General features: G+C 63.7%; 20 protein-coding genes and 1 other RNA gene. 11 read left to right on the plus strand and 10 right to left on the minus strand.

Annotation, left to right across the window (positions count from 1 at the left end):
- The 3 genes from UW3_RS29525 to UW3_RS0113060 form a co-directional block, all read left to right on the plus strand.
- A partial coding sequence (locus tag UW3_RS29525) for a DUF2076 family protein (protein WP_010222935.1) occupies positions 1 to 398 on the plus strand: 398 nt, incomplete at its 5' end.
- 100 nt (positions 399 to 498) lie between these two features.
- The gene (locus tag UW3_RS0113055) at positions 499 to 978 is read left to right on the plus strand and encodes a LabA-like NYN domain-containing protein (protein WP_010222936.1); all 480 of its coding nucleotides are present in this window, start codon (positions 499 to 501) and stop codon (positions 976 to 978) included.
- 19 nt (positions 979 to 997) lie between these two features.
- On the plus strand, positions 998 to 1,600 hold the full coding sequence (locus UW3_RS0113060; RefSeq protein WP_010222937.1) for a 3'-5' exonuclease: 603 nt from the start codon (positions 998 to 1,000) through the stop codon (positions 1,598 to 1,600).
- On the opposite strand, the gene UW3_RS0113065 is transcribed toward UW3_RS0113060, so the two are convergent.
- A complete protein-coding gene (locus UW3_RS0113065; protein WP_010222938.1) occupies positions 1,597 to 2,055 on the minus strand; it encodes an Lrp/AsnC family transcriptional regulator in 459 nt (152 codons plus the stop codon). The two genes, UW3_RS0113060 and UW3_RS0113065, sit on opposite strands and share 4 nt — an antisense overlap.
- Before the next feature lie 153 nt (positions 2,056 to 2,208).
- Between UW3_RS0113065 and yedA the strand changes: the two genes are divergently transcribed.
- From yedA to UW3_RS0113080, 3 genes are all read left to right on the plus strand, one after another.
- Positions 2,209 to 3,141 (plus strand): drug/metabolite exporter YedA, encoded by a 933-nt coding sequence (gene yedA, locus UW3_RS0113070; RefSeq protein WP_010222939.1) that lies wholly within the window; start codon positions 2,209 to 2,211, stop codon positions 3,139 to 3,141.
- The gene (locus UW3_RS0113075; RefSeq protein WP_010222940.1) at positions 3,138 to 4,115 is read left to right on the plus strand and encodes a hypothetical protein; all 978 of its coding nucleotides are present in this window, start codon (positions 3,138 to 3,140) and stop codon (positions 4,113 to 4,115) included. Before yedA ends, UW3_RS0113075 begins: the two co-directional genes overlap by 4 nt.
- Before the next feature lie 74 nt (positions 4,116 to 4,189).
- Positions 4,190 to 5,521, plus strand: coding sequence for an RNA helicase RhlE1 (locus UW3_RS0113080; protein ID WP_010222941.1), 1,332 nt, complete (start codon positions 4,190 to 4,192; stop codon positions 5,519 to 5,521).
- 91 nt (positions 5,522 to 5,612) lie between these two features.
- Here UW3_RS0113080 and UW3_RS0113085 read toward each other — a convergent pair whose 3' ends face one another.
- Complete coding sequence (locus UW3_RS0113085) at positions 5,613 to 6,848, minus strand: TIGR03862 family flavoprotein (protein ID WP_010222942.1); 1,236 nt, start codon at positions 6,846 to 6,848, stop codon at positions 5,613 to 5,615.
- Positions 6,849 to 6,997: 149 nt separating this feature from the next.
- Positions 6,998 to 7,912: a histone deacetylase family protein gene (locus tag UW3_RS0113090; RefSeq protein WP_010222943.1), complete on the minus strand. Its 915-nt coding sequence runs from the start codon at positions 7,910 to 7,912 to the stop codon at positions 6,998 to 7,000.
- Positions 7,913 to 8,042: 130 nt separating this feature from the next.
- Between UW3_RS0113090 and UW3_RS0113095 the strand changes: the two genes are divergently transcribed.
- The 3 genes from UW3_RS0113095 (at position 8,043) to UW3_RS0113105 (ending at position 10,149) form a co-directional block, all read left to right on the plus strand.
- On the plus strand, positions 8,043 to 8,612 hold the full coding sequence (locus tag UW3_RS0113095; RefSeq protein ID WP_010222944.1) for a GNAT family N-acetyltransferase: 570 nt from the start codon (positions 8,043 to 8,045) through the stop codon (positions 8,610 to 8,612).
- A gap of 77 nt (positions 8,613 to 8,689) precedes the next feature.
- Positions 8,690 to 9,559 carry an acyl-CoA thioesterase II gene (gene tesB / locus UW3_RS0113100; protein ID WP_010222945.1) on the plus strand — a complete coding sequence of 290 codons (870 nt, stop codon included), beginning with the start codon at positions 8,690 to 8,692 and terminating at the stop codon, positions 9,557 to 9,559.
- Complete coding sequence (locus UW3_RS0113105; RefSeq protein ID WP_010222946.1) at positions 9,556 to 10,149, plus strand: HAD family hydrolase; 594 nt, start codon at positions 9,556 to 9,558, stop codon at positions 10,147 to 10,149. The genes tesB and UW3_RS0113105 overlap by 4 nt, the downstream gene beginning before the upstream one ends.
- Positions 10,150 to 10,232: 83 nt before the next feature.
- Here the strand turns inward: UW3_RS0113105 and UW3_RS0113110 are convergent, their stop codons facing one another.
- From UW3_RS0113110 to UW3_RS0113120, 3 genes are all read right to left on the minus strand, one after another.
- On the minus strand, positions 10,233 to 12,704 hold the full coding sequence (locus tag UW3_RS0113110; RefSeq protein ID WP_010222947.1) for a TonB-dependent siderophore receptor: 2,472 nt from the start codon (positions 12,702 to 12,704) through the stop codon (positions 10,233 to 10,235).
- A gap of 106 nt (positions 12,705 to 12,810) precedes the next feature.
- A complete protein-coding gene (locus UW3_RS0113115) occupies positions 12,811 to 13,758 on the minus strand; it encodes a FecR domain-containing protein (RefSeq protein WP_010222948.1) in 948 nt (315 codons plus the stop codon).
- Position 13,759: 1 nt separating this feature from the next.
- Positions 13,760 to 14,260, minus strand: coding sequence for a sigma-70 family RNA polymerase sigma factor (locus UW3_RS0113120; protein ID WP_010222949.1), 501 nt, complete (start codon positions 14,258 to 14,260; stop codon positions 13,760 to 13,762).
- 139 nt (positions 14,261 to 14,399) lie between these two features.
- On the opposite strand from UW3_RS0113120, the gene UW3_RS0113125 reads away from it, so the two are divergent.
- A complete protein-coding gene (locus UW3_RS0113125; protein ID WP_010222950.1) occupies positions 14,400 to 15,410 on the plus strand; it encodes a zinc-dependent alcohol dehydrogenase family protein in 1,011 nt (336 codons plus the stop codon).
- A 9-nt stretch (positions 15,411 to 15,419) separates the two neighbouring features.
- Here the strand turns inward: UW3_RS0113125 and UW3_RS0113130 are convergent, their stop codons facing one another.
- Positions 15,420 to 16,304 (minus strand): LysR substrate-binding domain-containing protein, encoded by an 885-nt coding sequence (locus UW3_RS0113130; protein ID WP_010222951.1) that lies wholly within the window; start codon positions 16,302 to 16,304, stop codon positions 15,420 to 15,422.
- A 159-nt stretch (positions 16,305 to 16,463) separates the two neighbouring features.
- On the opposite strand from UW3_RS0113130, the gene ydiJ reads away from it, so the two are divergent.
- The gene (gene ydiJ / locus UW3_RS0113135) at positions 16,464 to 19,484 is read left to right on the plus strand and encodes a D-2-hydroxyglutarate dehydrogenase YdiJ (RefSeq protein ID WP_010222952.1); all 3,021 of its coding nucleotides are present in this window, start codon (positions 16,464 to 16,466) and stop codon (positions 19,482 to 19,484) included.
- 7 nt (positions 19,485 to 19,491) lie between these two features.
- Here the strand turns inward: ydiJ and UW3_RS0113140 are convergent, their stop codons facing one another.
- From UW3_RS0113140 to UW3_RS29530, 3 genes are all read right to left on the minus strand, one after another.
- Positions 19,492 to 19,902: a DUF4952 domain-containing protein gene (locus UW3_RS0113140; protein ID WP_010222953.1), complete on the minus strand. Its 411-nt coding sequence runs from the start codon at positions 19,900 to 19,902 to the stop codon at positions 19,492 to 19,494.
- A gap of 86 nt (positions 19,903 to 19,988) precedes the next feature.
- Positions 19,989 to 20,380: a transfer-messenger RNA gene (gene ssrA / locus UW3_RS27945) on the minus strand.
- 89 nt (positions 20,381 to 20,469) lie between these two features.
- Positions 20,470 to 21,710: (Fe-S)-binding protein (locus tag UW3_RS29530; RefSeq protein WP_010222954.1), on the minus strand; the 1,241-nt coding region annotated here is incomplete at its 5' end.

The following is a 21,710-nucleotide window of genomic DNA, read 5'->3' on the forward strand; positions in this document are numbered from 1 at the left end:
GTGGCGGCGGTTGGCGCGAACCGTCGCGCCCGTCATTCAACCCGCCAGCGCAACAGCAGGGCTTCAACGCCGCACCGGCCCAGGCTCCCGCCCGCAGTGGGGCCAGCAGCTTCCTCGGTGGCGCACTGCAAACCGCTGCCGGTGTGGCGGGCGGGGTGATGCTGGCGCAAGGCATCAGCAGCCTGTTCAACCATCACTCACAGCCTGAAGAGGTGGTCGAAGTAATCAAGGAAGAACCGGCGCCGGCCAGCGACACCAGTGGCTGGGGCAGCAATGACGAGCAGCGCCTGACCGCCGACAACGGCAGCTACGGCAATGACCAGGGCGGCTTCATGGACAGCGACTACGGCAGCGACGACGGCGGCTTCTTCGGCGGCGACGACGACAGCTTCGTCTGACCGCGCTTACCCGCATGGCCCGCAGGCTGGCATACTGGGCGCCGAAACGGCCCCGGTGTGCGGCGGCCGGCAACAGCGCTGTGCGCCATGAGGAAAAGCGGTGAAGAAGATCGCGGTATTCGCCGATGTGCAAAACCTCTACTACACCGTGCGCCAGGCCTACGGTTGCCACTTCAACTATGCGGCGCTGTGGGCCGACATCAGCCAGCACGGGCAGATCGTCGAAGCGGTGGCCTACGCCATCGACCGCGGCGACAGCAAGCAACAGCAGTTTCAGCAGATCCTGCGCAACCTCGGTTTCACGGTCAAACTCAAACCCTATATCCAGCGCAGCGACGGCTCGGCCAAGGGCGACTGGGACGTGGGCGTCACCCTTGATGTGATCGACGCCGCCGCGCGGGTCGACGAGGTGGTGCTGGCCTCCGGTGATGGTGATTTCGACCTGCTGCTCGAGCGGGTCATCAGCCGTCACGGCATTCAGGCCGTCGCCTATGGCGTACCGGGGCTGACCGCCAATTCACTGATTCGCGCTGCCAGCCGTTATGTGCCCATCGAGGGCAGCCTGCTGCTCAAGCATTAAGATTTCTGAGGTTGTCGTTTTGGAACGTATCGCTGTCATCGACTTTGAAACCACCGGCATTTCACCCGGTGCCGGTTGCCGGGCCACGGAGGTGGCGGTGGTCATGCTGGAGCGCGGGCGCATCGTCGAGCGCTATCAAAGCCTGATGAATGCCGGGGTGCCGGTACCGGCGTTTGTCGCCGGCTTGACCGGCATCACCACCGCCATGCTGCGCAGCGCGCCGCCGATTGCCCGGGTGATGAACGAGGTAGCCGAGTTCGTCGGCGATACGCCGATGCTCGCCCACAACGCCTCGTTCGACCAGAAGTTCTGGGACTACGAGCTGTCGCAGATCGGCCGTAGCCGCAGCCAGCGGTTCGCCTGCTCGATGTTGCTGGCGCGACGCCTGATGCCCTCGGCGCCTAACCACAAATTGGGCACCCTGACCCGTTGGGCCGGCCTGCCTGATACCGGTACCGCGCACCGGGCCATGGCCGATGCTGAAATGGCCGCCAACCTGGCCCAGCACCTGGCCGGGCAATTGCGCCAGCAGGGCGTCAACGGTGTCTCCCACCAGTTGTTCTGCAGCCTGCAGAAAGTCCCCGCGGCGAAGATCGGCGAAGCGCTGAAAAACTATCGCTAGGCCTTCTTGCCGTTGGGCTCCAGGTGGCCCAGCGGCAGGCGCCGCTCCACGGCGCTGGAGAGAATGATCGAGGTCTTGCTGAAGCCGAACTGGGCGATGCGGTTGATCAGTTCCTCCAGCTCCGGCATCGAGGCCACGGCTGCCTGCATGATCACGCAGGGATCGCCGGTCACCCGGTGGCACTCGGTCAGTTGCGGGATCTGCGTGAGCTCCTCAAAGGTCTGCGGGTTGCCATGGCTGGCCAGGCGCAGCTCGATCACGCACTGGATCGGCAGGCCGATCTTCTCCAGGTCGACCTTGGCCTGATAGCCGGTAATCACCCCGCTGGCCTCAAGCTTGGCCACCCGTTCAGCCACCGCCGGGGCGGAGAGATTGACCTTGCGCGCGAGCTCGGCGAAGGAGGCGCGGCCGTTGTCCAGCAGGGCGCTGAGGAGCATGCGATCGTACTTGTCCATGGGCTTCCAGAGGGTGATTGTCGATTCAAAGGCGCAAGGCCATAAGAACCGTTGTTTCAAAAGTGTACGGTTGGTTTAAACAGGTTTTGTAACTTATGTTTAGCGTGCCGCCTTTCTAAACTAACTGCCCGACAACGATAATTCGAGCCCCCCATGCCTGCCTCCCGTCGCTTCCCGTTAGTTTTGATTGGCGCCTTTCTCGCCTTGTACCTGGTCTGGGGCTCGACCTACCTGGTGATTCGCATCGGCGTCGAGTCCTGGCCGCCATTGCTGATGGCCGGGGTGCGATTTGTCATCGCCGGTTCCTTGCTCTATGGCTTTTTGCGCTGGCGCGGGGTGCCGGCACCGACCTGGCCGCAATGGCGGGCGGCGGGTGTCATCGGCGTCTTGCTGCTCAGTTGCGGCAACGGCGGCGTGACCCTGGCCGAACATGCGGGCGTGGCCTCTGGTGTGGCGGCGCTGGCAGTGGCCACGGTGCCGCTGTTCACCTTGATGTTCGGCCTGCTCTGGGGCCATCGCAACACCCGCCTGGAATGGGCCGGGATCGTCCTCGGCCTGGTTGGCATCGCCTTGCTCAACCTGGGCTCCAACCTGCAGGCCAGTCCTGTCGGTGCCGCGCTGATCCTGTTTGCCGCCGCCTCCTGGGCCTTTGGCTCGGTATGGAGCAAAAGCCTGCCGTTGCCCCAGGGGCCGATGGCCAGTGCCGCAGAAATGCTCGTCGGCGGCGTGGTCCTGCTGCTCGGCAGCGTGTTGAGCGGCGAACGCATGACCCAGATGCCCACCGCGGCCGGTTGGGGCGCGCTGGCCTACCTGGTGTTCTTTGGCTCGATCCTGGCCTTCAGCGCCTATATGTACCTGCTCAAGCACGTGCGCCCGGCCGCTGCCACCAGCTATGCCTATGTCAACCCGGCGGTGGCGGTGTTACTGGGTATTGTTTTTGCCGGTGAACAGATCGGTTACGAGGAATGCGTGGCAATGGCGGTTATCATTGGCGCCGTGGTGTTGATCGGTGTGCCGCAGTGGCGCCGACCGGCAGTGGAAAAAGCCAAACCCGTTGGCGACATGGAAGGTGAACTCTGTAAATGAAAGGACGTTTTGCCAAGGAGGCAGTGAAGATCGTTGGCTACATGGCGCTGATAGCGGTGTGCATAGTCATGCTTCGCGACGACAGGAAGACCTTCATGACCCTGTATTTCCAGGAGTCGGTCACCCGTGAAAACAGTACTGACGAAATCGATCCGCGTTACCTGCAAGCTTTGCAACAAGCCCTGGCGGAGCTGCAGATCGATTCGCAACAGATCGAACTGGTACTCGACCCCGACAGCACGCGAGCGCTGCGGGTACGTTTTGCTGACGATGCCCTGAATGCCAGGCAGCGTCAGGATCTGCGGGCGCTTTTCGAGTCCTTCGAGCCGGCTCGAGAGACGGCCCTGCTCAGTGGCCGGCTGGTGGTCGACATGCGCCAGGCCAGGCAGTTGGGCTTGGGCGTTTATGATTTTGGTCCTGCGTCAAAAGACATCGTTGCGCAGGGTGAAGTGAGCCTGACCTTGCAGTTCAGTTTTTTGCCAGGGACCGATGTGCGTCTGCGGCGCATCGAGGGCCCGCCAGTTGATCAGCGCCTGCAGGCCGAGATGATCTGCGAAGCCAATGCCAGGCTGCTTGCGGCCTTGCCCTTTGAAGTGACCGAATTCGATGTCAGTGGCGCGGACCTGCGGGGTGAAATGAAACTGCGCACCCCCGGTGGTGAGCAGCTCCAGGCGCCTGCACAGCTGTTTCTCGATGATCGCAACCTGCTCGAACGTCTGGAAATGGGCGGTATGCGAGTGCGTATCCTGCGACCCGAGGCGGTACAGGAAAGAGCCCAGGCCGATCGCCTGGTGTTCGAGTTCGGCTCGCTCGGTACCATCAGGTATAGCCCGTATTCCTACTTCATCAGGCGCGAACCTTCGGTGTTAGATGCCTGTGGCAGTTATGCATACCAGAGTGGCAGGCCCTTCTCGTTCTTCCTTGGGGAAGGGCTTGATCGCCTGGTCAAGGTCCGCTTCGAGCAGCCGGGTTGAAGCCGACGAAGCCACGCGCCGGGCGCGAACAGGGTAAACTGCCGCCATTGCTGAATTCCCCACACGGTATTGCCATGACTTTCGCCAAACTCGGCCTGATCGAACCCTTGCTGCGCGCGCTCGAGCGCCTGAGCTACAACACCCCGACGCCGGTCCAGGCCCAGGCCATCCCTGCCGTGCTGGCCGGTCGCGACCTGATGGCCGCCGCCCAGACCGGCACTGGCAAGACCGCAGGTTTTGCCCTGCCGCTGCTGCAGCGCCTGACCCTGGAAGGGGCCAAGGTTGCCAGCAATTCGGTGCGCGCCCTGGTGCTGGTGCCGACCCGCGAGCTGGCCGAACAGGTGCACGCCAACATTCGCGAATACGCCGAGCACCTGCCGCTGAGCACCTATGCGGTGTATGGCGGCGTCAGCATCAACCCGCAGATGATGAAGCTGCGCAAGGGTATCGACTTGCTGGTGGCCACCCCGGGCCGGCTGCTCGACCTGTTTCGCCAGAACGCGGTGAAGTTCAATCAGTTGCAGGCGCTGGTGCTCGATGAAGCCGACCGCATGCTCGATCTGGGCTTTGCCGAAGAGCTGCGCGCGGTATACGCCGCCTTGCCGGCACGTCGGCAAACCCTGTTGTTCTCGGCGACGTTCTCCGATGAGATCCGCCAACTGGCCGCGCAGACCCTCAATGACCCGTTGAGCATTGAAGTCAGCCCGCGCAACGTCACCGCCAGCACCGTCAAGCAGTGGATCGTGCCGGTGGACAAGAAGCGCAAACCGGAGCTGTTCAGCCACCTGATGCGCAAGCAGCGCTGGAAGCAGGTGCTGGTGTTCGCCAAGACTCGCAATGGCGTTGATCAACTGGTCGAGCGCCTGCGTGGCCAGGGCGTCAACGCCGACGGTATTCACGGCGACAAGCCCCAGGCCACTCGCCAGCGAGCCCTGGACAGCTTCAAGGCCCGCGAGATCCAGATCCTGGTTGCCACCGACGTGGCAGCACGTGGGCTGGATATCGACGACTTGCCGCTGGTGGTCAACTTCGACCTGCCGATCGTGGCCGAGGATTACATTCACCGCATCGGTCGTACCGGGCGCAAGGGCAACAGTGGTGAGGCGATTTCGCTGGTGTGTGCCGACGAGGTTCAACTGCTGTCGGCGATTGAAACCCTGACCCGCAAGACCTTGCCGCGCCATGAAGAGCCGGATTTCATTCCGGACCACAAAGTGCCGATGACCGATGCCAATGGCCAGGTGCTGAAGAAGCCGAAAAAGCCGAAGAAGCCCAAGGAAAACAGCAGCAAACGCAGCCTCGGGCGTTGGCTGGACAGCGCAGAAGCGCCGGCAGCGGCGCCGCAGGCCAAGCCGGTGCGCAAGGTGCCGACCTTCAACACCGGGCCGCGCAAGCGCAAGCCTTGAGTACGCCATCGCGGGTCAAGCCCGCTCCTACAGAGGGCAGCGATAACCTGTGGGAGCCGGACTTGCCGGCGATGGAAGGCGAAGCCTTCCCTTAAGCCTTGAGCCAGTCCAGCAAGCCCAGCCCGGCCTTGCGCCCACTGGCAAAACAGGCCGTCAGCAGATAGCCGCCGGTCGGCGCTTCCCAGTCGAGCATCTCGCCGGCACAGAACACCCCAGGCAGTTGCTTGAGCATCAAGCGCTGATCCAGCGCTTCGAAGGTCACCCCACCGGCACTGCTGATCGCTTCATCCAGCGGGCGAGGGCGCACCAGGGTGACCGGCAAGGCCTTGATCGCCTGCGCCAGCAACGCCGGGTCGGCAAAGGTCTGTTGATCGGTCTGCTCGCGCAGCAGCGCCGCCTTGACCCCGTCCAGGCCAAGCTGACTGTGCAGATGCTTGGCCATCGAGCGGGAACCTCGCGGTTTGGCCAGGGCCTGCTGGATTTTATCCACAGGCCGGTTGGGCAGCAGGTCGATCAGCACCCTGGCGCTACCATCGCGGTTGATCGCTTCGCGGATCTGCGCCGACCAGGCATACACCAGGCTGCCTTCCAGGCCTTGGGCGGTGAGCACGCACTCACCCAGGCGCGGGGGCTGGCCATCAAGGCTCAGGGCGATGTTCTTCAGCGGCGCGCCGGCAAACTTGTCCTTGAGCACTGCGCTCCAGCCCTCGACCTCGAAGCCGCTGTTGGCCGCCTGCAAGGGCGCAATCTGCACGCCCTGCGCCTGTAGCCAGGGCAGCCAGGCGGCATCGGAACCCAGCCGCGCCCAACTGCCGCCGCCCAGCGCGAGCACGGTGGCGGCCGGCTTGAGTGCCAGTTCGCCCTGTGGATAAGCGATCCGCAAGGCGCCCTCGGTGTTCCAGCCCAACCAGCGATGGCGGGTGTGGATAACTACCCCGGCGTCACGCAGGCGCTTGAGCCAGGCGCGCAGCAACGGTGCGGCTTTCATGTCGCGGGGGAACACCCGGCCGGAACTGCCGACAAAGGTTTCGATACCCAGGTCGTGAATCCACTGGCGCAGCACATCGGCATCGAAGCCTTCGAGCAGGTGGGCGACTTCGCCGGCGCGCTCGGCATAGCGGGAGATAAACGCCGGGTAAGGCTCGGAATGGGTGATGTTCATGCCACCGACCCCGGCCAGGAGGAACTTGCGGCCCACCGAGGGCATGGCGTCGTACAACTCGACGGCGACTCCGGCCTGGCTCAGCACTTCGGCGGCCATCAGCCCGGCCGGCCCGCCTCCGATAATGGCAACGTGTGGGCGGTCGGTGGCGCGGGTGTCGGTCATGGTCGGCTGCAAGCTGGGAAAAAGAGCCGGCATTCTACCTTAGCGAGGCGCCCGGAAACACTGATCAAAAAATGAACAGCAGGCTCAAGGCCAGGTGGTTAAAGGCGTTGAGGGGGTTTCCAGCAGGTTATCCACAGGCGGTTCCACAGTCATTGTGAGTAACCCAGCACGCGGCTGGCGCTGTGGTGCAGTATCCCATGACGGCGGGCGAGGGCCTCGCGGTCTTTGCTGTAACCTCCGCCAATCACCCCGACTACCGGAATGTCACGCCCCAGGCAGTGGCGCAGCACGCTTTCGTCGCGCGCCGCGACGCCTTCGTCGGTGAGTTGCAGGTAGCCGAGAGCATCATCCTTGTGCACATCGACCCCGGCGTCGTACAGCACCAGGTCCGGGCGGTATAGCGGCAGCAGGTAATTGAGCGCGTCATCGACCACCTTCAGGTAAGCCTGGTCACCCATGCCGCGGGGCAGCGGAATGTCCCAGTCGCTTTCGGCCTTGCGCGCCGGGAAGTTCTGCTCGCAATGCAGTGACACGGTAATGGCGTCCGGGGTGTTATGGAGGATGCGCGCGGTACCGTCGCCCTGGTGCACGTCGCAATCGAAGATCAGCACTTTGTGTACCCGCCCGGCTTCAAGCAGGTAATGGCTGATCACCGCCAGGTCATTGAAGATGCAGAAACCGGCCGGGTGATCGTAATGGGCGTGATGGGTACCGCCGGCCAGGTGGCAGGCGATGCCGTGCTCCAGAGCCTGCTCGGCGGCCAGCAGCGAGCCGCCCACCGCGCGCACGGTACGCCGTGCCAAGGCTTCGCTCCAGGGCAGGCCGAGGCGGCGCTGGTCTTCGCGCGACAGCTCGCCGTGCATGTAGCGCTCGATGTAGGCACGGTCATGGGCCAGGGCAAGGATGTCGTCGGGGCAGATTTCTGGGCGTAGCAACGCTGCATCCGTGGTCAGGCCGCTGGCGACCAGGTGATCGCGCAACAGGCGGAACTTGTCCATCGGAAAACGGTGTTCGGCAGGGAACGCCGGGCTGTAGTCGTCGTGGTAGATCAGCGGCAGGGGCATGGCGGGGTCTTGGTCAGAGCAAGCGTTGATCTTGCCAGCTCCTTGCCTTGTTGTGCTACCCGCACCGGGACGCCAGCAGTCAATGAACAGCCTACGCTGTAAACTGCAGGCTGTGGATAAGGAGCCGAGCATGACCCCGATATTGCAACTGGAAAGCGCACGGCTGCAATTGCGCCAATGGCAGGATGACGATCTCGCCGAATTTGCTGCCATGTGCGCCGACCCTATGGTCATGCGCTATTTTCCTGCGCCGTTGACCCGGTTGGAGAGCGCCGCGCTGATCGGCCGTATTCGTGGTCACTTCAATGAGTACGGCTATGGCCTGTGGGCCCTGGAGCGCAAGGACACTGGCGCTTTCATCGGCATGACCGGCCTGCTCAATGTGAGTTTTGATGCCGACTTCGCCCCGGCCGTGGAGATCGGTTGGCGCCTGGCCCGACGCCACTGGGGGCTGGGCTTTGCCAGCGAAGCGGCCTGGACCAGCCTGCGCTGCGCGTTCGCGCAATTGGGCCTGGAGCAGGTGGTGTCGTTCACCTCGCAAAGCAACCTGGCGTCGCAGAAAGTCATGCAGGCCATCGGCATGCAGCAGGATCTGGCCGGCAGCTTCGAGCACCCGAAACTTGAGCCAGGCCACCCCTTGCGCCCCCACGTGCTGTACCGCATCGACCGCGCCCAGTGGCAGGCCACCCTGCGCGGCTGAATTGCACAACATACAGGCCGGCAATGACAAACCCTGTATTATTTGCTGCAGTTGCGCATTGCCTTGGAGAATCTTGAATGAGCCACGTGTTGGACGATCTGGTTGACCTGTTGAGCCTGGAATCGATCGAGGAAAACCTGTTCCGCGGGCGAAGCCAGGACCTGGGTTTCCGCCAGCTGTACGGCGGCCAGGTGCTGGGCCAGTCGCTGTCGGCGGCCAGCCAGACGGTCGAGGAGGCGCGGCATGTGCATTCGTTGCACGGTTACTTCCTGCGCCCGGGCGATGCCAGCATGCCGGTGGTCTATTCGGTCGACCGTGTGCGCGATGGCGGCAGTTTCAGCACCCGGCGGGTGACCGCGATCCAGAAGGGCCAGACCATCTTCACCTGCAGCGCCTCGTTCCAGTACGACGAAGAAGGCTTCGAGCACCAGAGCCAGATGCCCAAGGTGGTCGGCCCGGAGAACCTGCCGTCGGAAGTCGAACTGGCCAAGCGCATGGCCGATCGCCTGCCTGAGGCGATCCGCGACAAGATGCTCTGCGCCAAGCCGATCGAAATGCGCCCGGTGACCGCCGAGGATCCGTTCAACCCCAAGCCGGGCGAGCCGGTGAAGTACGTCTGGTTCCGCGCCGATGGCAACCTGCCGGACGTGCCGGCGCTGCACAAGTACATGCTTGCTTACGCGTCAGATTTTGGCCTGCTGACCACCTCGCTGCTGCCCCACGGTAAATCGGTGTGGCAGAAAGACATGCAGATCGCCAGCCTCGACCACGCGCTGTGGTTCCACGGTAACCTGCGTGCCGACCAGTGGCTGCTGTATGCCATGGACAGCCCATGGGCCGGCAATGCCCGTGGTTTTGCCCGCGGCAACATCTACAACCAGGCCGGGCAACTGGTGGCGTCGTCGTGCCAGGAAGGCCTGATTCGACATCGCAAGGATTGGCAATGAGCCTGCAGCAGATTCGCCACTGGGTGTTCGACATGGACGGCACCCTGACTGTCGCCGTGCACGATTTTGCGGCGATCAAAGAGGCGCTGGAGATTCCGCAGACGCACGACATCCTTACCCACCTGGCCGCTTTGCCGGCCGCCGAGGCCGCGGCCAAGCATGCCTGGCTGCTGGAGCATGAGCGTGAGCTGGCGATCGGTTCGCGCCCGGCCACCGGCGCTGTGGAGTTGGTTCGCGATCTGGCGGCGCGCGGTTGCCAACTGGGCATTCTGACCCGTAACGCCCGTGAACTGGCGCACATCACCCTGAAAGCGATCGGCCTGGCCGACTGCTTTGCCGTCGAGCACATCGTCGGCCGTGATGAAGCCCCGCCCAAGCCGCACCCGGGTGGCTTGTTGAAGCTGGCCAAAGCCTGGGACGTGGCGCCGACCGAGATGATCATGGTCGGCGATTATCGCTTTGACCTGGATTGCGGTCGGGCGGCGGGGGCGCGGACGATTCTGGTCAACCTGCCGGACAATCCCTGGCCGCAGCTGGCCGACTGGCATGCGGCGGATTGTCGAGCGTTGCAGAGGATGCTCGACCAATAGCTGGCAAGGCCGGCTCCCACAGGTGGGCTGCACGTGGTCCTTGTGGGCGCTGGCTTGCCAGCGATGAGGCCCTCACACCTTACTCAGAACTCCCAGCGCGTCGTCAGCATCACATTGCGCGGATCACCGTAGTAGGTGGTGTCGTAGTTACCCAGCCCGGTCAGGTAGCGCTTGTCGAACACGTTGTTGGCATTGACCGTGAAGCTCAGCTGCTCGTTGTACTGGTAACGGGTCATCAGGTCGACCAGGGTGTAGCCGCCTTGCTTGATGAAGGTGTAGTCGTTCACCGAGCGATTGTAGATCTTGCCGTAGAACGCGCTCTGCCAGTTGATCCCACCCCCGACGGTCACTTTGTCCGGCACCCCAGGCAGGCGATAGGTAGTGAACAGCCGCACCAGGTGCTCAGGCTTGCTGGTGCTCATCGGGAAGCCATAGATGTGTTGCTCGTCGGCATCGCGTGAGCGCGCGTAGGTGTAACCGGCCGAGAGGTTCCAGCCTTCCTGCAGTTCACCGGCAACTTCCAGTTCGATGCCTTGAGTGGTGGCGCCGCTGGTAGCCTTGTAAATGCCTTCGTTGGTCGCAGGGTTGGTGCCGATCGACTCGGCGACGTTGTCCTGCTCGATGCGAAACAGCGCCAGGCTGGCGTTGAGCTTGCCGTCGAAGTAGGCCGCCTTCAGACCGGTTTCGTAGCTGTCGCCTTCGACCGGGTCGAGGGTGGCGCCGTTGCTGTCCTTGTTGCTCTGTGGCTGATAGATCGAGGTGTAGCTGGCGTACACCGAGTAGGTGTCGTCGAGGTCGTAGACAATGCCGGCGTATGGGGTGACCACGCCGTGTTGCTTGTAGCCGGACTGGTTGTTCTGGAAGGTCGGGTTGAGGCCGTCATAGTCATATTGGTCGCTGTACTTGAAGGTACTGACCCGGGTGCCGAGGATCACCGACAGGTCGTCGCTCGGGTGCAGGCGGGTGGCGAGGTAAGCGCCGTTCTGGCTCTTGTTTTGCTCGTACTTGCCGTTTTTCGGGAACGCCGGCACCGCAATGTGACCGTCCCAGTCAAAGATGCTGCCTGGCACCATGGCAAACTCACTGGTGTCCCAGGTCGCGCCGGTCTGGCGGGAATGGTTGGTGTCCAGGCCGACGACCAGGTCATGCTGGCGACCAAACAGGGTGAACGGGCCGGAGAGGTTGAGGTCGGCGCTGTTCTGTACCCGATGACCTTCCCAACGCCCCCAGAAGAACGACATGCCATCACCATTGCGATCCGGCGCGCCACCGCTGGCCGAGGCCAGGCGAGTGTCGTGGTCGCTTTGCAACTGGTTGACCGTCAGCTTGAGCGACCAGTCATTGGCCAGCGCCTGTTCCAGCGAGGCGAAGTAGGTGCGGTTCTGGAAGTCGCGGCGGCTCCAGTCGGCGCCCGGGTTGAACGAGCGGGAGAAGTCGGTGCGGCCGCCGTCGGTGTAGTACACCGGGTTACCGGTCCATGAGCTGCCGCGCGGGGTGGTGGTCTGCTGGTCGATGCCGACGGTCAGCAGGGTGTCGGGGGTGATGTCGGCCTCGAGGATGCCGTAGTACACCTCTTTGCTTTGCTGGTAGTGGTCCTGGTAGCCCTTCTTGTCCTGTTGCGCGCTGACGAAGCGCCCACGCACGCTGGCGCTGCTGTTGATCGGGCCGGAGACATCGACTTCGCCACGGTAGTTGTCCCAGCTGCCGGCACTGCCGGTGAGCGAACTCTGGAACTGCGCGGTAGGTTTTTTGCGAATCAGGTTGACCGTGGCCGACGGGTCGCCGGAGCCGGTCATCAGACCGGTCGCGCCCTTGAGCACTTCCACTCGGTCATAGATGGCCATGTCGACATGCGCGGTGCCTTCGCCATACACGCCGTCATACACGGTGTTGACGCCGTCGTACTGGTAGTTGGTGATCACCAGGCCACGGCTGGAGAACTCGGTACGGTCGCTGTCATAGGTTTGCGCCGACACGCCGGGGGTATTGCGCAACACATCGGAAATACTCTGGGCACCCTGGTCATCCATCTGTTGGCGGGTAACCACGGTGATGGTTTGTGGCGTTTCGCGGATCGACAGCGGCAGCTTGGTCGCGGTGCGGGTTGCCGCCGTGGTGTAGGAATGGGTGCCCTCGGTGGTCTCACCCAGGCCTTGGGCATTGATGCTGGTGGCGCCCAGTTCCATTACCGCGCCACTGCTGGCCGGCACCAGCACGTAGCCGCCGTTGGATTGGCGCTGAGCCTGCAGACCGGTGCCGCTGAGCAGACGCGCCAGGCCTTCTTCCACCGAGTAGTCGCCTTGCAGGCCGGCCGACTGCTGGCCCTGGGTCTGCCGGGCATCGAACGACAGGGTGATGTTGGCGCGGGTGGCAAACAGGCTCAGGGCGGTGCCCAGCGGGCCCGGGGCGATCTGGAACTGGGTGCTGGCGCTCTGCGCCATGGCCTTGGCGGGCAGCAGCGCGAGCAACGGCAGCGGCGCCAGGGTCAGGCCGAACAGCGCCAGGTGGACAGCGCGAACCAGCGGGCGAGGGGCGCGCGGACAAGTCGGGGTCATGCAGGATTTCCTTCGATTGGCTGGGCAGAGGGGCGGTCGAAATGTGCCGCTTTACCTGCGTAGCCGAATGAGAATGAAAATCGGCAACCCTTTGTGCGAAATTTCTTCAGACAGCTTCAATGCTGACCCAGTAGCGGGTCAGGTAACGCACCCTGACCGGCAACGACACGCCGAGGTTTTCCAGGATGGTGTCGGTGTCGTCGATACGAAAGGCGCCGGACAGGCGCACGTCGGCGACGCTTTCGGCGCAGCGCAGCACGCCGGGACGGTAACGGCGCAGTTCGCTGATGAAGTCCTCCAGGCGCCATTCGATCACGGTCAGCATGCCCTGGGTCCAGGCACCCGTGCCGGGCAGGGCATTATGGGCGGCGGCAATCTGCTTGCGGTCGAAGCTGACGCTTTGCCCGGCCTCCAGGCGCAGCATCAACAGCGGCTGGTCGAGCGGACGCACTTCAACCGCATGCTCCAGCACGCTGACCCGGCTCAGGCCATTGTCGCTACGGACGTTGAAGCGCGTACCGAGGGCGCGCACCCGGCCTTCGGCCGTTTCGACAATGAACGGGCGAGCCGCGCTATCACGGGCGGTCTGCACCATGATTTCGCCGCTGTACAGGCGCAGCAGGCGTTGCTGGCCGTCGTAGCGGATATCCACCGCGCTGTCGGTATTGAGTTCGAGCTGGCTGCCATCGTCGAGGCGTACCTGGCGGCGCTGACCCTTGCCGGTGCGCAGCTCGGCCATCCAGGCCTGGCCCGGAGTACTTTCCCGTACGGCCCATCCCGTTGCACCGACGGCCATCAGCAGCGCCAGGGTCTTGAGCACGGCGCGACGCCGGGCGCGCACGCCGGCCAGGGTCGGCAGGGCGACATCGGCGGGCAGTCGCCCCAGCTGGCGCTGCAGCTTTTCTACCCGCGCCCAGGCCTGGGCATGGGCCTGGCTCTTGCCCAGCCAATCCTGCCAGGCCTGCACCTGGGCAGCGCTGGGCGGTGCGGCGTTGAGCTGCACGTACCAAGTGGCGGCAGCTTCGAGGGTGCGAGCGTCCAGCGGCTGGGCCATGTCAGTCGTCCGTCAGCAGCAAGCAGTGGGTCATGGCGCGGATCAGGTGCTTCTTCACCGTGGTCACCGACACCCCCAGGCGCTCGGCAGTGGCCACATAGCTCAGGCCTTCGAGCTGTACGGTGAGGAAGATAGTGCGCGTACGCTCGCCCAGACCATCGAGCATCTGGTCCACGGCCAGCAAGGTTTCGAGGATCAGCAAGCGGCTTTCCGGCGATTCGGCGACCCGCTCCGGGCGCAGCGCCAGTGCGTCCAGGTACGCCTGTTCAAGCGCCTTGCGGCGAAACTTGTCGATCATCAACGCATGGGCAATGGCACCCAGGTAGCTGCGCGGCTCGCGAATAGTGTCGGCATTGCGCGCGTTCAAAACCCGGATAAAGGTGTCCTGGGCAAGGTCGGCGGCATCGCTGGCATTGCCCAGGCGAGCACGCAGCCAGTTCTTCAACCAACCATTATGTTCGCTGTAGAGCGCGTGCAGGGCAGCATGATCGGGAGCGGGCATGGTGGGGCAATATCGAGTAATTGATAATTAGTCGCATTATTGTGGTTTGCTGGCGAACTATGCAAGCGCTGGTGCTTGACCTGGGGCAGGGGCAGGCAAAGACTGGTCAGCTATTTGTCTATCGACTCAGGAGGTTTCCATGACCAGCAGGGCCATTATCGTCCAGACCGGCGGTGGTTACGACAAGGTGCAGGTCGGCACCCGTGAGGCTGCGGCGCCGCAAGCCGGCGAAATCAGCGTGCGCCTGCACGCCAACTCGCTCAACTATCACGACTTCGCCGTGGTCAGTGGCATGTGGGGGCCGACTGCGCCGCGTATTCCCATGGCCGACGGCGCCGGTGTGGTGACCGCGGTGGGTGCTGGCGTGAGCGAGTTTGCCGTGGGCGATGCGGTGGTCAGCACGTTCTTCCCTGACTGGCTGGACGGCCAGCCGCTGGTCGAAGGTTTCGCCACGGTCCCGGGCGACGGCATCGATGGTTACGCCCGCGAACAGGTGACTGCCCGCGCTACCTCTTTTACCCATGCGCCCAAGGGCTACAGCCACGCCGAAGCGGCGACCCTGACCACCGCCGGCCTCACCGCCTGGCGCGCACTGATGGCCGATGACTCGCTCAAGCCAGGCGATACCGTGCTGGTGCAAGGTACCGGTGGCGTGTCGATTTTCGCTCTGCAATTCGCCAAGCTGGCCGGTGCCACGGTGATCGCCACGTCCTCCAGCGACGAGAAGCTCGAGCGCCTCAAGGCCCTCGGTGCCGACCACCTGATCAACTACCGCAGCACCCCGGCCTGGGGCGAGAAGGTGCGCCAGCTCACCGCCAACCGCGGCGTTGATCATGTGATCGAGGTGGGCGGCCCGGCGACCCTTGAGCAGTCGATGATCGCTGCGCGTATTGGCGGGCATGTGTCGCTGATCGGCATCCTCACCGGCGTGGCGGGCAACTTGCCGCTGGTCCAGGCCCTGGTGCGGCAGATTCGCCTGCAAGGTGTGCTGGTCGGCAGCCGGGCGCAGCAGCAGGCGATGGTTCGCGCCATTGATGCCAATGGCCTGCGTCCGGTGGTGGACAAGACCTTCGACCTGGAGCAGATCGTCGAGGCCTTCCGCTACCAGGAAAGCAACCAGCACTTCGGCAAGATCTGCCTGAGCATCTGAGCCTGGGCCTCAGATTTGCCCCAGCAACCAGCCGCGAAACGCCGTCAGCGACGGCAGCGACTGGTTGCGTGGCGGGTAGATCAGGTAGTAGCTGCGCTGGCTGGCAAAGGGTGCACCGACGCTGACCAGTTCACCGCTGGCCAGCTCGTCGGTCACCAGGATGCGCGGCACCAGGCCGATGCCGATGCCGGCGCGCACCGCCTGGATCAGGTGCGAAGTCAGCTCGAAGCTGGGCCCCAGGCGCATGCTGCGGTGCGCCAGGCCATGGTGGGAAAACCATTCGCCCCAGGCGTTGGGGTTGTTGGCCACATTGAGCAGCAACTGCTCGCGCACGTGTGCCGGTGACCAGTCGGCCTGGCTGGCGGCGGTGTCCGGCGAGAGGATCACCAGTAACTCTTCGGCATGCAGGCGATGACAGACCAGCCCCGGCAGGTCGGCATTGCCGACGACGATGGCGGCGTCGATGCCGCTGGTTTCAAAATCGATGGCTTCGATGCGTGAATTGATGTGTACCAGCATGCCCGGGTGCAGCTTGTAGAACTCATGCAGGCGTGGCAGCAGCCACTTGGAGCCGAAGGTCGGCAGGGTCGCCAGGCGCAGGCTGCCTTCGCCGGACTGGTACGCCATGGCCTGCAAGGTGGCGCTGCGAATCCGCCCGAGGGCTTCGCTCATTTCCCGCTGATACAGCTTGCCGACATCGGTCAGGCGCACCTGACGGCCTTCGCGGCGGAACAGGGTCAGGCCCAGTTGCTGCTCCAGCGCCTGCACCTGGCGGCTCACCGCGCTCTGGGTCAGTGACAGCTCGGTGGCGGCGCGGGTGTAGCTTTCATGCCGGGCAGCGGCTTCGAAAGCCAGCAGCAATGACATGGACGGCGTGAGGTGGCGGTAATTCATTCGTAAAAGTCATCGATAGCGGCAGAAATATCCAGTTGTCCCCAGCGGCATGCTCCGGGATCATTGGCACATCAGTGTCTTGAGGCTGACCTAATTATGCTCAGCCAGCAAGTGTTCCGATATTCCCGTGATTAGCCAAATTAAAGAGGCCATCCTTTGATGATCGCCCAACTGCCGACCAGCGCCCCTGCTGCCGACTACGCCGATTTTCTCGCTGCCCTGCGCGCCAGCGGTTTCCGTGGCCAGTTCAGCGCCGACTACGCCACCCGCACGGTGCTTGCCACCGACAACTCGATCTACCAGCGCCTGCCGCAAGCGGCGGTGTTCCCGCTGGATGCCGAGGACGTCGCCCGGGTTGCCGCGCTGATGGCCGAACCGCGCTTTCGCCAGGTCAAGCTCACCCCCCGTGGTGGCGGCACCGGTACCAACGGCCAGTCGTTGACCGACGGCATCGTCGTCGACCTGTCGCGGCACATGAACAACATCCTCGAGATCAACGTCGAGGAGCGTTGGGTGCGGGTCCAGGCCGGGGTGGTCAAGGACCAGCTCAACGCCGCGCTCAAGCCCCACGGCTTGTTCTTCGCCCCGGAGCTGTCGACCTCCAACCGCGCCACCGTCGGCGGCATGATCAACACCGACGCCAGCGGCCAGGGCAGTTGCACCTACGGCAAGACCCGCGATCACGTGCTTGAACTGCACAGCGTGCTGCTCGGCGGCGAGCGCCTGCATACCCTGCCGATCGACGACCAGGCGCTGGAGCAGGCCTGCGCGCAGCCAGGGCGCAGCGGTGAGGTGTACCGCATGGCCCGGCAGATCCAGCAAACCCAGGGCGAGTTGATCGAGACCATCTTCCCCAAGCTCAACCGCTGCCTGACCGGTTACGACTTGGCGCATCTGCGTGACGAGCAAGGCCGCTTCAACCTCAACAGCGTACTGTGCGGCGCCGAAGGCTCGCTGGGGTATGTGGTCGAGGCCAAGCTCAACGTGCTGCCGATTCCCAAGTACGCGGTGCTGGTGAACGTGCGTTACAGCAGCTTCATGGACGCCCTGCGCGACGCCAATGCGCTGATGGCGCACAAGCCGCTGTCGATCGAAACAGTGGACTCCAAGGTACTGATGCTGGCGATGAAGGACATCGTCTGGCACAGCGTCGCCGAGTACTTCCCTGCCCAAGCTGAGCGCCCGACCCTGGGCATCAACCTGGTGGAGTTCTGCGGTGATGACCCGGCCGAAGTCAACGCGCGGGTGCAAGCCTTCGTTGCCCACCTGCAGGCCGACACCGGAGTTGAGCGCCTGGGCCACACCCTGGCCGAAGGCGCCGAAGCCGTGACCCGGGTCTACACCATGCGCAAGCGCTCGGTGGGCCTGCTCGGCAACGTCGAAGGCGAAGTGCGCCCGCAGCCGTTCGTCGAAGACACGGCAGTACCGCCTGAGCAACTGGCCGACTACATTGCCGACTTCCGTGCCTTGCTCGACAGCTACGGCCTGGCCTACGGCATGTTCGGCCATGTCGATGCCGGCGTGCTTCACGTGCGCCCGGCCCTGGACATGAAAGACCCGGCCCAGGCGGCGCTGGTCAAGCCGATTTCCGATGCCGTGGCGGCGCTGACCCATCGCTATGGCGGCCTGCTCTGGGGCGAGCACGGCAAGGGCCTGCGCTCGGAATATGTGCCGGATTTCTTCGGTGAGCTGTACCCGGCACTGCAGTCGCTCAAGGGCGCGTTCGACCCCTACAACCAGCTCAACCCCGGCAAGATCTGCACCCCGCCAGGCAGCGAGCAGGGCCTGATCAAAGTCAACGAAGCGCCGATGCGCGGCGATTTTGACCGGCAGATCGATGAGCGGGTGTGGCAGAGCTTTGGCAGTGCCGTGCACTGCAACGGCAACGGCGCCTGCTACAACTTCGACCCCAACGACGCCATGTGCCCGTCGTGGAAGGCCACCCGCGAACGCCAGCATTCGCCCAAGGGCCGTGCCTCGCTGATCCGTGAATGGTTGCGCCTGCAGGGTGCGGCCAGCATCGATGTATTGGCGGCGGCAAAGAACAAGACTTCATGGCTCAAGGAGCTGCCCAAACGCCTGCGCAACAACCAGGCACGCTCCCGTGGCGAGGCTGACTTTTCCCACGAAGTCTACGAAGCCATGGCCGGCTGCCTGGCGTGCAAGTCCTGCGCGGGGCAGTGCCCGATCAAGGTCAACGTACCGGAGTTTCGTTCGCGCTTCCTGGAGCTGTACCACGGTCGCTATCAGCGCCCGCTGCGTGACTACCTGATCGGTTCGCTGGAGTTCAGCATTCCCTACATGGCTTATGCGCCAGGCTTGTATAACGCGGTGATGGGGTCGAAATGGGTCAGCCGCCTGCTCGAACGCCATGTCGGCATGCTCGACAGCCCGCTGATCAGCCGCTACAACCTGCAGAACACCCTGACCCGCTGCAACGTGCGCGCGGCCAGCGTGCCGGCGCTGCGCGAGCTGACCCCGGCCCAGCGTGAGCGCAGCATCGTGCTGGTTCAGGACGCCTTTACCCGTTACTTCGAAACCCCTTTGCTGGCGTCGTTCATTGAGCTGGCCCACCGTCTTGGCCATAAGGTGTTCCTCGCGCCCTACAGCGCCAACGGCAAACCCTTGCATGTCCAGGGCTTCCTCGGCGCCTTCGCCAAGGCGGCGATTCGCAACGCCAACCAGCTCAAGGCCCTGGCCGATTGCGGTGTGCCGCTGGTCGGCCTCGACCCGGCCATGACCCTGGTGTACCGCCAGGAGTACCAGAAGGTCGAAGGTCTGAGCGATTGCCCGAAAGTCCTGTTGCCGCAGGAATGGTTGATCGACGTACTGCCCGAACAGGCCGCGGGCGCTAGCGAAACCTTCCGCCTGCTGGCCCACTGCACCGAGAAAACCAACGTGCCGGCCAGTACTCGTCAATGGGAACAGGTATTTGCCCGCCTGGGGCTGAAGCTGGTGACTGAAGCCACCGGCTGCTGCGGCATGTCCGGCACCTACGGCCACGAAGCGCGCAACCAGGACACCTCGCGGACCATCTTCGAGCAGTCCTGGGCCGGCAAGCTGGATAAACAGGGCGAGGCGTTGGCCACCGGCTATTCCTGCCGCAGCCAGGTCAAGCGCATGGCTGACCGCCAGTTGCGCCATCCGCTGGAGGTACTGCTGCAGTACGCCAAGGGCTGATGCCCGGTCAGGGCTCGAGGGTATCGACGCTGACGGTGATGTAGAAGAACTCGATCTGTGCCCACTGCGAGCGCTGGTTGGCCAGCGTCTCTTCGGAGGCCATGAGGACTTGGTATTTGATGCCGCTGTGTGGGTCGCGGTGGAAGTGGCGCAGCGAGTCCCACATGCAGCAGAAAAACTGCAGGCGACCCATGCCGTAGGTTCGCTGCAGGTAGGCCTCAGCCACCGCTGCTTCGCTGCCCTTGACCTTGTAGGTCGCAATCAAGGGCGCCGTTTGGGCTTCAACTTCCTGATGGCAGCCCAGATACTCGATGCCCTTGGGGTAAGCGCCAGATGCACTCAGGAAGTTCTCGCACAGAGGGGCGGCCTGTAGTGCGCTGCACAACAGCAACAGGGCCAGGGTAATCAGTGGGCGCATGGGCTTCGTCCTTGAGCAATGCTTTTGAGAGGGCAACAAAAAAGGCATCGGCGCAAGCGCCAGATGCCTTTTTCGTTTTGCGTATTTGGTGGAACCGGGGGGATTTGAACCCCCGTCCGCCAGTGATCCGCTGTCGGTCCTACATGCTTAGCCGTGTCTATTGAGTTAATCCGCAGCCGCCCGACGGGCAGGGTGCTTTGGACGAGTTGTGTAAGTTTTAGCCGCTTCGTCCACAACGTACTGCACGGCGATCCTGTTCTGTATGACAATCACTTCGGGTTTACAGGCATCCCCTAGTGATTGCTGGAGCCGAAGCTACCAGGAGAGCGGGCTCAGCTGCTTACGCAGCGAGAGCGTAACCCTCGTAGTTTTCGTCATTGGCAACTATAGAAAGTTGCAACAGTGGATTTACGAGTTCTGTTACCAACTCGGCATGCACCTAGAGTTTCACTACCGGCGTCGAATCCTAATCGGCCCCATGTGTTGCGCTCTAGCTGTAAGCGTTTTTCAACGCTCGAGGTTCAGTATACGCCATCGGTCGAGCGACGTCGACTGCTGGTCCAGGGTTCAGATCGCTCGCGCCCGAGTTACGCGGTCCACCAGATAGACAAGACCGTGATAATCGATCCCGCCATGGTTCGACAGGCCGATCTCGCAGGTGCGGCTGGTGGAGATTCCTTCACTGCAGTACTGCACCGCATCCTTGAGGCTGCGCAGCGAATGGGCATTGAGCTCCGGGGTGGTGAAGCCCTTGTCGCCGGCAAAGCCGCAGCAATGGATGCCTTCGGGAATCACCACTTGTTTGCTGCAACGCCGCGCCAGGTCGATCAGCGCCTGGCTTTCGCCCAGGTGCTGGGTGCTGCAGGTCACATGCACGGCGATCGGCTCTTCCTGGGGGGTGAACTCCAGTTTGTCGACCAGGTGGGTGCGGATGAAACGCACCGGGTCATAAAGGTCCAGGCGCGTTTCCGCCAGGTCCTGAACCAGGCGCAAGGTGCACGGGCTGGTGTCGCAGTAGATCGGATCGAGGCCGCCGCGGCTGGCGTGGAGCAGGGCGTTGATCAGCTCCTGGCGCTTGTGCTCGGCCTGCTCGGCGTAACCCTTGGAGGCAAACGGCTGGCCGCAGCAAAGGCTGTCCTGGTTGTCCGGGAACACCACTTGATAGCCGGCCTTTTCCAGCAGGGCGCGGGTCTTGTCCAGCAGCGAGGTCTGCTCGCGGTCCGTCGCCGCCGGGCCCATGACCCGCGAAACACAAGCGGCCAGGTACACCACCCGTGGCCGCGCGTCGTTGCTGGCCGGGGTCAACTGAACGGCCTTGAGCGGTTGCGGCATGGCCGGCGTCCACTGCGGCACACGGCCATGGCTGAGCGTGCTCAGGCTGGCGCTCAGGCGACTCAGGCGCGGCGCACCGAGTAATCGGCGGGCGCCATTGGCCGCCTGCAGGGTAAAGCGTGCACCGCTGAGGGCGGTGTGGAAGTTGTCGGCCAGCCAGTCGGCGGTCTTCACATGACCGGCTGCCTGGGCGCGCAGTTTTTTCACCAGTTCGCCGGTGTTGATCCCCACCGGGCAGCGCTGGGCGCACAGGCCGGTGGCGGCGCAGGTGTCGATGCCCTGGTACTGGTAGTCACGTTCCAGCTCGCGGGTGTCGCTGCCGGCACGTTTTTTCGCCTGGATATCGCGCCACATGACGATGCGCTGGCGCGGGCTCAGGGTCAGGCCTTTGGAGGGGCAAACCGGTTCGCAGAAGCCACATTCGATGCACTTGTCGACAATCTCGTCGGCCGCCGGTAGCGGCTTTTGGGTTTTTC

Origin of the sequence: Pseudomonas donghuensis (genome assembly GCF_000259195.1) — a bacterium.
Classification (GTDB): Bacteria; Pseudomonadota; Gammaproteobacteria; order Pseudomonadales; family Pseudomonadaceae; genus Aquipseudomonas; species Aquipseudomonas donghuensis.

Excerpts from the sequence above, each read along its gene's own strand:
- UW3_RS0113065 (WP_010222938.1), bottom strand. The coding sequence starts at position 2,055 with ATGGACAAGTACGATCGCATGCTCCTCAGCGCCCTGCTGGACAACGGC.
- yedA (WP_010222939.1), top strand. The coding sequence starts at position 2,209 with ATGCCTGCCTCCCGTCGCTTCCCGTTAGTTTTGATTGGCGCCTTTCTC.
- UW3_RS0113130 (WP_010222951.1), bottom strand. The coding sequence starts at position 16,304 with ATGAATTACCGCCACCTCACGCCGTCCATGTCATTGCTGCTGGCTTTC.
- UW3_RS0113110 (WP_010222947.1), bottom strand. The coding sequence starts at position 12,704 with ATGACCCCGACTTGTCCGCGCGCCCCTCGCCCGCTGGTTCGCGCTGTC.
- UW3_RS0113095 (WP_010222944.1), top strand. The coding sequence starts at position 8,043 with ATGACCCCGATATTGCAACTGGAAAGCGCACGGCTGCAATTGCGCCAA.
- UW3_RS0113085 (WP_010222942.1), bottom strand. The coding sequence starts at position 6,848 with ATGACCGACACCCGCGCCACCGACCGCCCACACGTTGCCATTATCGGA.
- ydiJ (WP_010222952.1), top strand. The coding sequence starts at position 16,464 with ATGATCGCCCAACTGCCGACCAGCGCCCCTGCTGCCGACTACGCCGAT.
- UW3_RS0113115 (WP_010222948.1), bottom strand. The coding sequence starts at position 13,758 with ATGGCCCAGCCGCTGGACGCTCGCACCCTCGAAGCTGCCGCCACTTGG.
- UW3_RS0113120 (WP_010222949.1), bottom strand. The coding sequence starts at position 14,260 with ATGCCCGCTCCCGATCATGCTGCCCTGCACGCGCTCTACAGCGAACAT.
- UW3_RS0113090 (WP_010222943.1), bottom strand. The coding sequence starts at position 7,912 with ATGCCCCTGCCGCTGATCTACCACGACGACTACAGCCCGGCGTTCCCT.
- UW3_RS0113105 (WP_010222946.1), top strand. The coding sequence starts at position 9,556 with ATGAGCCTGCAGCAGATTCGCCACTGGGTGTTCGACATGGACGGCACC.
- UW3_RS0113075 (WP_010222940.1), top strand. The coding sequence starts at position 3,138 with ATGAAAGGACGTTTTGCCAAGGAGGCAGTGAAGATCGTTGGCTACATG.
- tesB (WP_010222945.1), top strand. The coding sequence starts at position 8,690 with ATGAGCCACGTGTTGGACGATCTGGTTGACCTGTTGAGCCTGGAATCG.
- UW3_RS0113080 (WP_010222941.1), top strand. The coding sequence starts at position 4,190 with ATGACTTTCGCCAAACTCGGCCTGATCGAACCCTTGCTGCGCGCGCTC.
- UW3_RS0113140 (WP_010222953.1), bottom strand. The coding sequence starts at position 19,902 with ATGCGCCCACTGATTACCCTGGCCCTGTTGCTGTTGTGCAGCGCACTA.
- UW3_RS0113125 (WP_010222950.1), top strand. The coding sequence starts at position 14,400 with ATGACCAGCAGGGCCATTATCGTCCAGACCGGCGGTGGTTACGACAAG.